Genomic DNA, 13,380 nt, shown 5'->3' on the forward strand with positions numbered 1-13,380 from the left:
CCCATACATTGTAAATCTACTGTAAGACTGCTTTTAATGCTTTAAACTGTACTATTCATAAAATTTATAATATTTGTAGACTTAAAGCCTCTCATTTTAATCATATATCCTCAGTCTTTTCCATTGTTTTCATTATCTAGAAATTTGTAATCGTCTTTGTTATGCTCTCACTAGGATAAGCAGCTTTAAAATGTGCTCGTCCTTCATCCGTAATGGTATCACGCCTCTGTAAACCAGATGTTTTTCTTTCCTTTATTGAATTTGCAAACAAATGGGATTGTTTTTCATCATGAACAGTTACAGAGATTCAACGTTTTTATAAAGATACCGTGGAAAGCATTGACCTGTATCTATTGCATCTAGATTAGGCAAATTCTTAGCTATCAATACAGAAAAAACGCTTCGTGCTCCTATGCCTGTAATTTGTATCATCCTATTTTCAACTTTTTGTCCTATCAGGACTATACGAGGCATTTGGTAAATTCCATCGTTGAGATTCCGATTATAATAAAACCACTGTTGCGTAAAAGGATGATATGAACTCTGAGTGAGGCATGCCTCTTCAAATTCAAAAACCTTTCCTCTTATTAGTTCTTGCGTAACATTATAACTCCAACTTATCTTTTTTATATCTAAAGTGACAAAATTATCTATAGCACATGCACGTGTTGTTCGATCAGCATATGAATAGGTATCGTTAAAACGTTTTACTGCGCTATTATAAAAAGCAATCATATTATTTATATTTTCTGCTCAAGCTCCGCCCTCCAATGTTACGGCAACTCTTGCATTAAGATGTTTCATAAGAGGTCTTTCTACTCCTTTCTTATACATTTTTACTCATACGCCAGCCCTGCTTGTGACGTGCAAGCAAATGATTTTGATTGATTCAAGATAAACAGGTTTGAAATGAGAGAATCTTACGTTATTCGGGACTCTCATTTAATATGCAAAACAGTAAATTATGATTATAAATCAACATGTTGTATTTCAAAGCCTTTTTATGACTATAAAAAGAGTTTTGAAAAATAAAAAAGCTTTCATTGAGAGCAAAGAAAGAATGTATAAAAAGTATTTTCAATAAAATAATTATATTTGAAGTGCTGATCAAAGCTATTGAGAGTGCAGTCCATAAAATGAGCAGAAGTAGCTTGTTGGTGTATTTTCTAGAAAAATCATGAATGTTCGATTGTTAATTCATCCTTGCTTGGAAAGCTCGCTTCAGTTCAAATAGAAAAAGAGAGAGGTAAAGAGATTTATAGGATAAGATATGCTGGAATTATTCAGTATTAAGATGCAATGAATGCTGCTTATATTTCTCTTTTTTAACTATTTTATGAGAGTGAAAATTTAAATAATAAGAAAATAATTTTATTTATTTTCTTTAAACAGTTATTAGTAGATAAAAAATTCTCTTTTAATCTATAAATTAAAAAAATAATGATTTTGTAAAAGCCTTGTAAGCTTTATAGGTTAATTTTAAATATCATGCATTGATTTTGAATTATGCAGATTATTTATGTCAACCATAATAATAGTGAGCATAGACAATGACATTTAATTTTTTCGTCAATTTATTTCTATTTGTTATTTTTTTATTGTTGGTTTCTCAAAGTAAGAAAATGCAATGGAGTCTTTCACTACGTGTTATGCTATGGCTTATCCTTGGCTTGATTTTTGGAAGTGTTTTGCAGTTTATTTATGGAGAGGGTGAAAGCACTTTATTGAAATCCGTTGAATGGTTTAACATTGTCGGTGAGGGCTATATTTTATTGTTGCAAATGATTGTTATGCCATTGGTTTTTATCTCTATCGTTTCAGCAGTTGCTCATTTACATTCTGTTTATGCTGTTGGAAAGATGAGTATAATAACAATTTCAATATTGCTTTTTACAACGGCTCTTTCAGCATTGGTTGGTGTGCTTGTGGTTAATTTTTTTGGATTAACAACCGATGGTTTGGTGCATGAAGGGCAAAATGTTTCTGCTCTTCTTGAAGGTCATATTTCTAAACTTGGAGATATGAATATACCAAAGATGATTTTGTCTATGATTCCTAAAAATCCATTTGCTGAGTTGAGTGGAGCTAAACGTACGTCAATTATTAGTGTTGTGATTTTTGCGTCATTTTTAGGTGCATCGGTTCTTCTTTTAAAGAAAGATGAGCCAGAAAAAGGAGAAAAAGCGCTTTTATTTATTCAAGTGGCACAAGCTTGGATTATGCGGTTAGTCCGTATTGTGATTGCTTTGACGCCTTATGGTATTTTTGCACTTATGACGAAAGTAGGAGCAATATCGCGTATTACAGATATTTTAAATTTACTGGTTTTTATCATTGCCTCTTATGTCGGTATTATTTTAATTTTTGGAATTCATGGTGTATTGCTTGGTATTTCTGGGATTAATCCCTTTCGTTTTTTCAAAAAGGTTTTACCAGTTTTAACATTTGCTTTTAGCAGTCGTTCAAGTGCTGCAAGTATTCCTTTGAATATTGAAGCGCAAACACAGTGGATAGGTGTACCACAATCCATTGCGAGTTTTGCAGCTTCTTTTGGGGCAACAATTGGACAAAATGGTTGTGCTGGTCTTTATCCAGCGATGCTTGCGACCATGATTGCACCCTCTATGGGTATTAATCCTCTTGATCCTACTTGGATTGCTACGCTTATTGGTGTTGTAACGTTGAGTTCTATTGGTGTTGCTGGTGTGGGGGGAGGTGCTATTTTCGCTGCATTGATTGTGTTACCAATTATGGGGCTTCCTGTTACTTTGGTTGCTGTACTTATCTCTATTGAACCGCTAATTGATATGGGACGGACTGCTCTAAACGTGAGCGATTCAATGATAGCTGGAACGGTCACCAGTCAAATATTACGGACAACAGATAAAAGTATTTTTAAAAAATAATTTTAGATTATATTTTTGGGGGCTGTAAAACATCTGTAAGAGATATTTGCGCTGAACCAGGTTGTAGCGGTTTTTGTTGATTGGGATGAGGAGCCCAACCAGAGAGCCAGATGAAAGAAAAATGTGCACGAATACGTCCATCAGGATCACTAAATCGTTGTGCATAGATTTCAGCTGCGCGGAGAAAAAAACGTTTGGATACAGGGCGTCGTGAACGATTGATGAGTGCATTTTGCATTCCCATAGCTTTAAGATCGTGCATAAGGTCAAACATTGTATTATAACGTATTGTGATATCTTCAACGTCTGCTACAGGCAGGGCAAAGCCAATACGCTGTAAAAGAGCGCCTGCATCACGAATGTCGGCAAAAGGGTAGATTCTAGGGCTTGCTCCATCATAAATTTCACTTTCAGCTTGCAGCAGGCTTTCGCGCAATTCTCTTAATGTACCAGCTCCTGCCATAACAGCAAGAAATAAGCCATCTGGTTTAAGGGTATTTTTTATCTGGCTTAGAACACCAGGGGTATCATTGGTCAATTGTAATGAAAGAAGTGAAACAATAAGGTCACAGTAACTTTGAGGTAAATCAAGAAATTCTCGATGACGTAAATGAAATTTTTTATCATGGCTTTGATAAAGCGGATCGGTCTCAATGCGTTCTATGGAACAAACTTTTCCAGATTTCATTAAAGCTTGCGCAGCAAGGTCTGTATGGCTGTGTAAATCGAGAGCTAATGTAAAGAGGCGATCAACAGTGCTAAGGCGTTTATAGAGATCTTCTGCCATGTGAGAGAGTAAAAAGTCACATCCTTTTTTTGCTTTTTGAAAGGCACGTTTTCGGAATTGTTCAATGCGGTTATGATCAAAAATTAAAGGATGCGACATATTGTAGAACACTTTCGATCTATGAAAGAATATATTTTGAAAAGGTTCATTATTTGTGCAAGCTCTGTCAAGTTTATAATATGAAAGAAATAAATTTATAGAAGGTAAGAGTTTTTAAAGGAATTAAAATTATAAGTTTAGGAAATACAAAGGAACTTTTGTTCTGAGGGAAACTTGTAAAAGCCTAAATTTATAATGTTGTATTTTCGAGAAGCGGCGTTAAATAGCGGAGATATACTAAGTAAGTTCGTTGAACGCTTGAAAACGATGCTTTATCCACCAATTTGTCCTGGATGTAAGCAAAATGTTTTTACTTATGGTACGATTTGCTCCGAATGTTGGAAAGATCTTCAATTTATCACAAAACCTTATTGTCCTGTTATGGGGACTCCTTTTGTTTGTGATATGGGGGATGGTTTTCTTAGTGGTGAAGCACTCCGTAATTCCTATCCTTTTTCACGTGTTCGCTCAGTCATTGTTCATAAAGGGCTTGCACGAACTTTAGTAACGCGCTTAAAATATGGTGATCATATAGAATTGGCATCATTTATGGCCAATTGGATGATGTTTGCTGGACGCGAGGTTATTGATGATTGTGATGTTATTATTCCCATTCCATTGCATTTTCGTCGTTTTTGGGAGAGGCGTTATAATCAATCTGCTGAGCTTGCACGTTACATTGCAGCATCACAAAAAAAGCTTTTAAAACCGAGTTGGCTTGTTCGTTGTCGGCATACCCGTCCGCAGGTTAGTCTTTCTTCGAGAGAGAGAAAACTTAACGTAAAAAATGCTTTTAAGGTTTCGCATAAAGTTAAAAAATATCTCAAAGGATGTTCTGTTTTGCTGATTGATGATGTATTTACAACGGGTGCAACAGTTACAGCAGCAGCTGCTGCATTAAAAGATGCAGGTGCACGACAGGTTGATGTGCTAACATTTTCGCGTGTTCTCAAAGAAGATTCTATTTTTCCCTCTTCTTAAGAGGAATTTAAAATGAATATTATTAAAAAATATTGGAGGATAATACTATGAAAGAGGTAATAATTTATACACGCCCTAACTGTCCTTATTGTACAAAAGCACGTGATTTGCTTAATAAAAAAGGCGTAAAGTATACAGATATTGATGCTTCCACATCTCTTCGCCAAGAAATGGTACAGCGTGCAAATGGACGTAATACATTTCCACAAATTTTCATAGGTGATTATCACGTTGGCGGTTGTGATGATCTTTATGCTTTAGAGGCTGAGGGAAAGCTCAATTCTTTATTACAAGGCATATGATATTTGTAAATTACATATTCTTAAGACCGTTTTGCAAGAAGGAGATAGTTAACGCCCATGTCTTTTGAGCGATTCCAGCTGTCGTTTAATGGGTTATAAGTAATACCTATCTCATCAACGACAGTCAGAGCGTTTTTTGATAAGAAATTTTTAAGTTCTAGAGGTTTTAGGAATTTTTTATAATCATGGGTTCCTTTAGGAAGCCAACGTAGAATATATTCAGCGCCTACAATAGCAAGCCCCCATGCTTTCCATGTGCGGTTGAGTGTTGAGACAAACATCACCCCTTGTGGTTTCAGCATTTTTGCTGTAGCTTCTATGAAGAGATTAACGTCAGCGACATGTTCAACAACTTCCATATTAAGGATGATATCAAATTTTTCTCCTTCATTGGCAAGTACTTCTGCTGTCGTCGTGCGGTAATCAATGGAAAGATCATTTTGGGCTGCATGGGTTTTTGCGACTTCAATATTCGTTTGTGAAGCATCAACGCCTACAACTATAGCACCAAGACGTGCCATTGGTTCAGATAACAAGCCTCCTCCACAGCCAATATCAAGAATTTTCAAATTGTGAAAGGGCGTAAGTGAAGAAGGGTCACGATTAAACTCTAAACAGATTTTTTCTCTGATGTAAGCAAGGCGCGTTGGGTTAAATTGGTGAAGAGGTCGAAATTTTCCTTGTGGATTCCACCATTCTGTAGCAATACGTGAAAAATGATCAATTTCACTTTGATCAATAGTTGTTTGTGTTTCATCGATCATGTTGCCTTCCTTTATTTTTAATGATCAGGTCAAGTAGATTTTATACAAAGTCAAGAGAAATTAATATAATCATAATGAAACTTGCACAAATGATAGATATTCGCTATGTCGAGAAAATGGTTAGTTGATACATCATCTAATTCTCATTACTGTTTGAGATAAGAGATGTAAAGGTAAGAGTGTTATTAATGGCGCGCATTGTCATGAAATTTGGTGGAACGTCTGTAGCAAACATTGAATGTATTCATAATGTTGCAAGGCATGTCAAAAGAGAGGTTGATGCAGGCAATGAGGTTGCCGTTGTCGTATCTGCGATGGCTGGTAAAACGAATGAACTTGTTCAGTGGACAAGTGATGCTTCCTCTATGCATAGAGATGCTCGTGAATATGATGTTGTGGTTGCTTCTGGTGAACAGGTTACGTCAGGTTTGTTGGCTTTGACACTTCAAGAAATGGGGGTGAATGCACGTTCATGGCTTGGTTGGCAAATTCCTATTCATACAGACAATGCGCATGGCCGTGCACGTATTACTAATATTGATGGATCTTTTTTAATCGAGTGTTTTCAGGAAGGTCAGGTTGCCGTTATTGCTGGTTTTCAGGGGTTATCTCCGGATAACCGGATTTCTACCTTAGGGCGTGGGGGATCAGATACAAGTGCTGTTGCTATAGCCGCTGCTGTACAAGCTGATCGCTGTGATATTTATACGGATGTGGATGGTGTTTATACAACGGATCCACGTATAGAGCCGAAAGCGCGTCGTTTACCAAAAGTAGCTTTTGAAGAAATGCTAGAAATGGCTTCTCTTGGTGCAAAGGTTTTACAGGTTCGTTCTGTTGAATTGGCAATGGTTCATAAGGTTCGTACCTTTGTGCGTTCAAGTTTTGAGGATCCTGATGCGTTAGGCATGGAGGATCCAATGAGTTCTTCTGGAACACTTATTTGCGATGAGGATGAAATTGTGGAACAACAAAATGTTACTGGTATTGCTTTTGCTAAGGATGAAGCACAAATTTCCCTTCGTCGGCTTGCCGATCGTCCAGGGATTTCGGCAGCAATTTTTGGTCCCTTGGCTGAAGAAAGCATTAATGTTGATATGATTGTGCAAAATATTTCTGAAGATGGCTCAAAAACTGATATGACTTTTACTGTACCATCATCAGATGTAGAAAAAGCCGTTACACTTCTTGAAAAGAATCGCAAAGAAATTGGATTTGATGTTCTCCAGTTTGAAAGCGATCTCGCCAAGGTATCTGTGATTGGTATTGGAATGCGTAGCCATGCAGGTGTTGCCGCTACAGCATTTAAGGCTTTGGCTGAAAAGGGTATTAACATTCAAGCAATTACGACCTCAGAAATTAAAATTTCTATTTTGATTGATAGTGCTTACACTGAACTTGCGGTTAGAACATTACATGCTGTTTATGCACTTGATAAGGGATAAGTATTTTTTAGTTTCAACAGAGTTTCAATAACGTAAAGCTTTAATATATATTAATAATTTTTGTTAAGGATATTTATATTTTAACTTAAATGGAATATTTAATACAGCAGGACTCTCTCATTTTAAACTTGTTCATGATGAATTTAAAATGGTCACTTATACATTACAAGAGAAAGATGTTTGGGTAAAAAACTGTTTAAGAAGGGATATAAAATATGCCGTCTATAAACGTTTTAGAGCCTATAGAGTGAGATGGAGAAGACTTTACGATAAGCCTTAATAGAACTAAGGAACAATGCACTGCGTTTATTCAAAGAATGCATGTTACATGAGGGACAGCCTCGTGAATACAGATTTAATATTATAAATCTTAGAGAAATGGGAGCTCATTGGATTAGTGACGGAATTACCAAAATAGAATTGATGATGTATTTTCTAGAGATGTTTAGTTTGTCATCAAATGATTGTTTATGACTTTATGTATATCTTGAAAATTTAATTTTTTCCGTATTACGAGGCAATAAAAAATATATCTCTATAGATAATATTTATGTTGCACTATAAGTTATAAAATTACCATGTCTTATGCGTTTATAGCTTCTTCAGAAGTACTTTTCATAAAATAATGATAATGTTACAGTGTGTTTCTTTTATGATTTTATTACTTAAATTTTTTTCATGTCTATTTCTCTTTTTTGAATTATGATTAAGATTTTCAAAGTTTTTGATACCTCCATATGTTCTTTAGGTTAACTTTCTTCCCTTAACTACTCTATTATAAGTATTTTCTGTGTCATACTGCCAATCACACATGAAATACATTCTTTCGTTTTTGCAGTATATTGTGCTAGTTTCTTATCATGTTTACATATTTTGCAAATGGTGGTCTTTGTAAGTAAAGCTCTTCTTGTGAGAAATATAGCCATATTATTTTACCCTTCTTGTATTTTATGTGGCGTTGTACAATTTGAAAGTCTCGGAAATATTGCTTTTTAAATTATCTATGAAGAGTATTTTATGATATCAAGAAATATAGAGCGTGCTCTTTAAACAAAAAGAAAATAAATATCAAATAAGAGCGGAAAAAGGGGAGAACAACGATATATATGCTCTATTTTTCCACCAATCATATGTTTTAGAATAGTCTAAATGACTAGGATTTTCTTTTTTTCCGCGAGTTAATTACGTAAACTAGAGTGCTCCCTATGGAAGCATGCTTCAAGTTTAATTCTTTCATGGAGTGAGACAAGCGATGTGTCGATGATAAAAAACGGGAATATTTTTCCACTCCATTGTCAATTTAATAGTGATGTTATGACGTTGTTATTCCAAATAAATCTTTTATTTTTTGTTACCTGTATCAATATCTAATGTCAGAGCAGATGCATATTTGATGGTATATTGAGACGGATAAGGGGCCTACGAGCAACTCCTGTTTTTGTATGCCAGATAGGAATAAGGATGTTGCGTATACCTGGTGGGGTAATTTCTGAAATGGAGATAAAACCTAATTGGGTGAGAATATGAAGCCATAAAAGTGAAAACCAACTTCCATTTTACAACTTCCTTTTAATTCTGCTTTACAATTTTCAAAGGTATTGACAGCAATATCTTTTAAATAATGGATATTACACATTGGTTCACGTTTTTGTTTATTGCGTTATTTAAATCGTATATACCTTTCACGTAAAACAAAACGCTATTATAGTGCCAATTTACGTGCTTGTTTTGAAAAAATATCTCTCAAGTCCATTTCACGGCACCGACCATGAATGGTATAACGGTAAAGCCATTGTGCGCCCCATCTCCTTCTTAGATCAAAGGTGTCAGTTGGCCGTCATCATTTAATTTTTAGTTTTTGTGTTGAACAACTCTTGTATGGATATGGTGAAGCAGTCTTCTTTCTTCAAATAATCCATATTTCTCATCGGCTTGTGACGTGTAAGAGAATAGTCTTGATTGATTTATCATGTACAGATTTGAAATGAAGAAATCATACGATATTTGAACTCCATTCAAGATTTATAATGATAAATTAAATATTTTTTATCCAAAAATAATGTGCTTTTAAGCAGATAAAAATTAAAGTTATTTAGAATACCGCAATAAAATCAGTAACGAGGAGGGTGGTTTATTGAAAAAAAATAAACCATGGAATTACTTAACTGATTATTGAATTTTGCTTATTCTTATCTGTTTCGTATGATTAAACATAAGATATTGATTCATAATAATTAATTTTTTTATAGTGAATAATAGTCCTGACGAAAGGCAGCTTTTCTGAAACCACGAAGCCTTTTATATTGAAACAATTAAAATCATTTCTGTGCATATCATGAGTGGAGCTGGTGCATGAGTAAAAGAATATTGAAGAAAGGAATAAAAATATCTCTTATAAGTCTTTTTAAGAGTCAAAGGTGTTGTAACATTAGAGGCTCGTAAATAGTATGATGATGTTAGTTTTCTCCTTCATAAGTGTAAAGATGAGGCGAGACAACAGCTTTTACATTAAATATCGTCCGAACCCAACAAATGAGCGAAATCGCTTTTTAAAAGTTCTGCATAAAAATGTATTTTCAGTTAGTTTGTTAGGAACTATGAGAAATTCCTTTATTGCGCTTAATATAAATAAATCCATATCCCAGACCGATAAGGGCAGATAAACCTGAGCCACAAAGGACCCCAATTTTTGCCGCATCAAGCAGAATAATATCTTTAAAAGCGAGCATTGAAACAAAAATAGACATTGTAAAGCCAATTCCTGCTAAAAAACCAATGAGTAAAACACCTGTCCAGGTCATATGAGGGGGTAGGCGGCATAGTCCTGATTTTACAGCTATATAACTGGCAGTGATAATACCAAGAGGCTTACCGATGAAAAGACCAATGACAACACCCAGAACAATCAAGAATGATTTGTCAGAAGAAAGATCAAAGTTTGCAAAACTTACTCCTGCATTTGCGAAGGCAAAAACTGGCATGATACCGTATGCAACCCATGGATGCAATGCTTTTTGAACACGTGTTACTGGGGCAATCATGGCCCGTTGTCCTTTGCGCATCTTTTTCAATGCTGTTGAAATATGATGCAGATCTGTTTTTGTATTTTTTTCTTGAAGAATTTGCATAGCGTTACTGAGCATGGTGAGTGGCGCTACAAGAGTACGGGTAGGAAGAACGGGAGTCATCATCCCTAAGATTACACCAGCAAGCGATGGGTGAACACCTGTTACCATTAAACCCCACCAAATGATTGCACCAGGTAAAATGTAAAGCCATGCTGATGCAAGCCCGATCCACTGAAAAAATAGTACCAAAGCAATACCTACTCCTGCAATCATTAAACCGCTAGGATCAATGTTTGTTGAGTAGAAAAAAGCAATAATAAGAACAGCGATAATATCGTCAATAATTGCTAATGATAGAAGAATAATATGAAGATTAGAAGGAATTTTTTTTCCTAGAAGAGCAAGAATACCTAGAGCAAAGGCAATATCTGTTGCTGTTGGCACAGCCCAACCGCGGATATGTCCCTCGTTAAAATTGAAGATAAAGTAAATAATTGCAGGAACACAAACGCCCCCTATTGCAGCAACAATTGGTAAGATTGCTTGTTTAAAATCGGCAAGAGCACCTTCATGAATTTCGCGTCGAATTTCCATTCCTGCGACGAGAAAGAAAATAGTCATAAGGGCATCATTAACCCAGAAATGTAAATCCCATGAAAGAGTGAAATGACCCAAATTAAAGCCAAGAGGTGTATGCCAAAAAGATTCATAGAAAGCAGCATATTTAGAATTGGCAAAAATAAGTGCAGCAGCAGCAGCTAATAAAAGAACAACACCACTAAGAGCTTCAATATGGAGAAAACGCTCGATAGCAGAAAGCGCTTGATTGGTGACACGAGAAGCGCGATTAGGCAGGCGATTTGAAGATAAATCAGACATGAACAACTCCAAGAATCGACAATTTTAGATTCTATATTCTCTGTATAAATGACTCTGTGTGATACCCTCTGTATCATATAAAAGAAAAAAGAGGAATAAAGTTCTTAATTTATAGGTAAGATCATCATGTTTAAAGCACAAAATGTTTAAGGTGATGTTTCATTTTTAATAGTGAGATGTACTTTGCTTAAAGCCTTGGATAGATCATTTTGTAGAGCAGATTCGAGATCAACTATTGCGAGACCTTTATTATCGTTTGCTTTAATTTTAACGATCAATGTTTGTGAATTTTTAGCAAATTCTCCTAAGGATTTTGAAATTTTTTCTGCTTCGTCATGATTTTTTATCAGAATTTTTGGGGTCTGCGTCATCATTAGATAGAAATCGTCATAAAGTTCCTTTTTTAGATCATGTTGGCTGTCATTAAGGTTTTGCGCAAGATAAGAAAAAAGCTTATCAATGAAACCTGCATCCGTATATTGTATATTAATTTCATTGATGCCAAGGTCTTGAGACGCAGCAATCATTATATTTTTCTGACCAGAAAAAAGCTTTTCATCAACATCAATAACCTTAGCAGATATGTTCCCAGATCCAACGTTTTTCATATTGAAAGACATTGTATCAAGAAAGAGCATACGTTTTTTTTCATCGTAAGAAATATCAATTTTTCCTGAAACATTAAAGCGCTCAAGATTGATTTTTTTAAGCAAATTTAAGTCTTTTTCATTCATTTTTTTAGGTAAAACGGAAAGGTTATTGAGAGAAAGAAAAAGCTTTTTAGGGATAGGCTGTTTCCACAAACTTGGTTTGAATTGGAATGATTCGAGCGTTGCTTTCAACTGCGGTATATCAACAGTGATATTATCAACTTTGGCATCCGCTGAGGTAATGGCGAGCAGTATGTTTAGAAGAAGACCATTTTGTGCTACTTTTTCAGCGATTTTATTATTCTCTTTTCTTGCATTAAGATAAGCTTTGATTAATTTTTCAGGAGTTTGTTCAAGCGGTTTCATCTTTAAACCAGATGTTTTAAACTGTCCAAGGAAGAAAGAGCTGTTTTTTTCTGCCTCTTCAAAAATATCGACACTTATATTATTCAAAGAAATGGGGCCAGTAACGGTTTTACCTTGATTGAGAGCATTGTTTTTTCCAAAAATGATAGAGTAGGCATAGTTGATATCGATATCATGGGCTTTTATTGTATCACTTTTAGCCATAAGTTGCATCTGTTTGGCACCATTTGCTACGACCGTTTTAAGATCCATATTTTTGATACTAACTGAATGGATATGGTTATTTCTAAAATCAGAAAGCTGGAAATTCTTGATTTCAACCGTTTCTGTTCGGTTATTTTTATTTTCTATAGAAAGTTGTATATTGGGAGCAATAATTGAGGAAAGCTCAATACGCATCATTGATTGTAAAAGACGTGATGTTATCGTTCTATCCTTTTCTTTTAAGGATACATTCCGAAGAGAAATTTGGGGAATTTGCACATGAATATTATTATGCTTTAAATCAACATTATAAAATGTAAAAGTTCCGGGAATAAAGGAAAGAGGAGGACGGGCAGAAATGGCACCAATTTTAAGTGATGTACCAGCTGGAACAGGTAATGTCACATTCTTCAAATTGATTTTACCTAGAATGCTTACTTCAGATGTTTTGGCTTTTATGGAATGACGGGCTATTTCTTTTCTTACAAAACTGTCAAGATAGGGTTTTGCAATATAAAATCCACCAACAATTATAATTGCCAAGATAGCAACAAATCCAATAATGCAAGTGAGCCAATATCTGAGGTTACTTTGATACCCACTATTAAGATTGACCATTCTTTCTTCTTTCATTTTTACCACTCTTTGAATTGAGAGTGAAGATAAATTCTTTTAAGCAACGACAAAGGTTTAAATATAGCGTGTACCAGTTTCAACAATTATCTACTCTCTATATTAGAGTTATTCTCATCTTTTTTACAATATAGCTTTATCAACTTTTATCAATTTTCTTTGGGTTCAGCACTTTATAGAAAAGCACGCATAATAAGGAGAGGCAAGTTTATGCGCATCATAATTTTTTATCACTTTAAAATTATCCTAAAATATTTCGATGTCTGCTTTTATCTTGCTGCTGTTTATAGGAATAT

The 13,380-nt window shown here is 34.9% G+C and carries 9 protein-coding genes; 4 read left to right on the plus strand and 5 right to left on the minus strand.

The features are described from left to right. Nucleotides 1-297 precede the first annotated feature (297 nt). Nucleotides 298-735, minus strand: coding sequence for a type ISP restriction/modification enzyme (locus ACFIM6_RS05985; protein WP_375612077.1), 438 nt, complete (start codon nucleotides 733-735; stop codon nucleotides 298-300). Between the two features lie 815 nt (nucleotides 736-1,550). On the opposite strand from ACFIM6_RS05985, the gene ACFIM6_RS05990 reads away from it, so the two are divergent. Then, nucleotides 1,551-2,906, plus strand: a complete 1,356-nt coding sequence (locus ACFIM6_RS05990) for an L-cystine transporter (protein ID WP_375612078.1) — start codon at nucleotides 1,551-1,553, stop codon at nucleotides 2,904-2,906. 7 nt (nucleotides 2,907-2,913) lie between these two features. On the opposite strand, the gene ACFIM6_RS05995 is transcribed toward ACFIM6_RS05990, so the two are convergent. Then, a complete protein-coding gene (locus ACFIM6_RS05995) occupies nucleotides 2,914-3,792 on the minus strand; it encodes a methyltransferase (protein ID WP_375612079.1) in 879 nt (292 codons plus the stop codon). Nucleotides 3,793-3,987: 195 nt separating this feature from the next. Between ACFIM6_RS05995 and ACFIM6_RS06000 the strand changes: the two genes are divergently transcribed. Both ACFIM6_RS06000 and grxC read left to right on the plus strand, forming a co-directional pair. Then, nucleotides 3,988-4,773 (plus strand): ComF family protein, encoded by a 786-nt coding sequence (locus ACFIM6_RS06000; protein ID WP_375612080.1) that lies wholly within the window; start codon nucleotides 3,988-3,990, stop codon nucleotides 4,771-4,773. Nucleotides 4,774-4,820: 47 nt separating this feature from the next. Then, nucleotides 4,821-5,075, plus strand: coding sequence for a glutaredoxin 3 (grxC, locus tag ACFIM6_RS06005; protein ID WP_375612081.1), 255 nt, complete (start codon nucleotides 4,821-4,823; stop codon nucleotides 5,073-5,075). 20 nt (nucleotides 5,076-5,095) lie between these two features. On the opposite strand, the gene ubiG is transcribed toward grxC, so the two are convergent. Next, nucleotides 5,096-5,839: a bifunctional 2-polyprenyl-6-hydroxyphenol methylase/3-demethylubiquinol 3-O-methyltransferase UbiG gene (gene ubiG / locus ACFIM6_RS06010; protein ID WP_375612082.1), complete on the minus strand. Its 744-nt coding sequence runs from the start codon at nucleotides 5,837-5,839 to the stop codon at nucleotides 5,096-5,098. A gap of 188 nt (nucleotides 5,840-6,027) precedes the next feature. Here ubiG and ACFIM6_RS06015 point away from each other — a divergent pair, with 188 nt between their 5' ends. Beyond that, on the plus strand, nucleotides 6,028-7,284 hold the full coding sequence (locus tag ACFIM6_RS06015) for an aspartate kinase (RefSeq protein WP_375612083.1): 1,257 nt from the start codon (nucleotides 6,028-6,030) through the stop codon (nucleotides 7,282-7,284). A gap of 2,588 nt (nucleotides 7,285-9,872) precedes the next feature. Here ACFIM6_RS06015 and nhaA read toward each other — a convergent pair. Both nhaA and ACFIM6_RS06025 read right to left on the minus strand, forming a co-directional pair. Beyond that, a complete protein-coding gene (nhaA, locus tag ACFIM6_RS06020) occupies nucleotides 9,873-11,231 on the minus strand; it encodes a Na+/H+ antiporter NhaA (protein WP_375612084.1) in 1,359 nt (452 codons plus the stop codon). Between the two features lie 146 nt (nucleotides 11,232-11,377). Beyond that, a complete protein-coding gene (locus tag ACFIM6_RS06025) occupies nucleotides 11,378-13,084 on the minus strand; it encodes a hypothetical protein (protein WP_375612085.1) in 1,707 nt (568 codons plus the stop codon). Nucleotides 13,085-13,380 lie beyond the last annotated feature (296 nt).

This window comes from Bartonella sp. AA9NXGY, from assembly GCF_042196845.1.
Classification (GTDB): Bacteria; Pseudomonadota; Alphaproteobacteria; order Rhizobiales; family Rhizobiaceae; genus Bartonella.

Excerpts from the sequence above, each read along its gene's own strand:
- ACFIM6_RS06025 (WP_375612085.1), bottom strand. The coding sequence starts at position 13,084 with ATGAAAGAAGAAAGAATGGTCAATCTTAATAGTGGGTATCAAAGTAAC.
- ACFIM6_RS05985 (WP_375612077.1), bottom strand. The coding sequence starts at position 735 with ATGATTGCTTTTTATAATAGCGCAGTAAAACGTTTTAACGATACCTAT.
- ACFIM6_RS06015 (WP_375612083.1), top strand. The coding sequence starts at position 6,028 with ATGGCGCGCATTGTCATGAAATTTGGTGGAACGTCTGTAGCAAACATT.
- nhaA (WP_375612084.1), bottom strand. The coding sequence starts at position 11,231 with ATGTCTGATTTATCTTCAAATCGCCTGCCTAATCGCGCTTCTCGTGTC.
- grxC (WP_375612081.1), top strand. The coding sequence starts at position 4,821 with ATGAAAGAGGTAATAATTTATACACGCCCTAACTGTCCTTATTGTACA.
- ubiG (WP_375612082.1), bottom strand. The coding sequence starts at position 5,839 with ATGATCGATGAAACACAAACAACTATTGATCAAAGTGAAATTGATCAT.
- ACFIM6_RS05995 (WP_375612079.1), bottom strand. The coding sequence starts at position 3,792 with ATGTCGCATCCTTTAATTTTTGATCATAACCGCATTGAACAATTCCGA.
- ACFIM6_RS06000 (WP_375612080.1), top strand. The coding sequence starts at position 3,988 with ATGTTGTATTTTCGAGAAGCGGCGTTAAATAGCGGAGATATACTAAGT.
- ACFIM6_RS05990 (WP_375612078.1), top strand. The coding sequence starts at position 1,551 with ATGACATTTAATTTTTTCGTCAATTTATTTCTATTTGTTATTTTTTTA.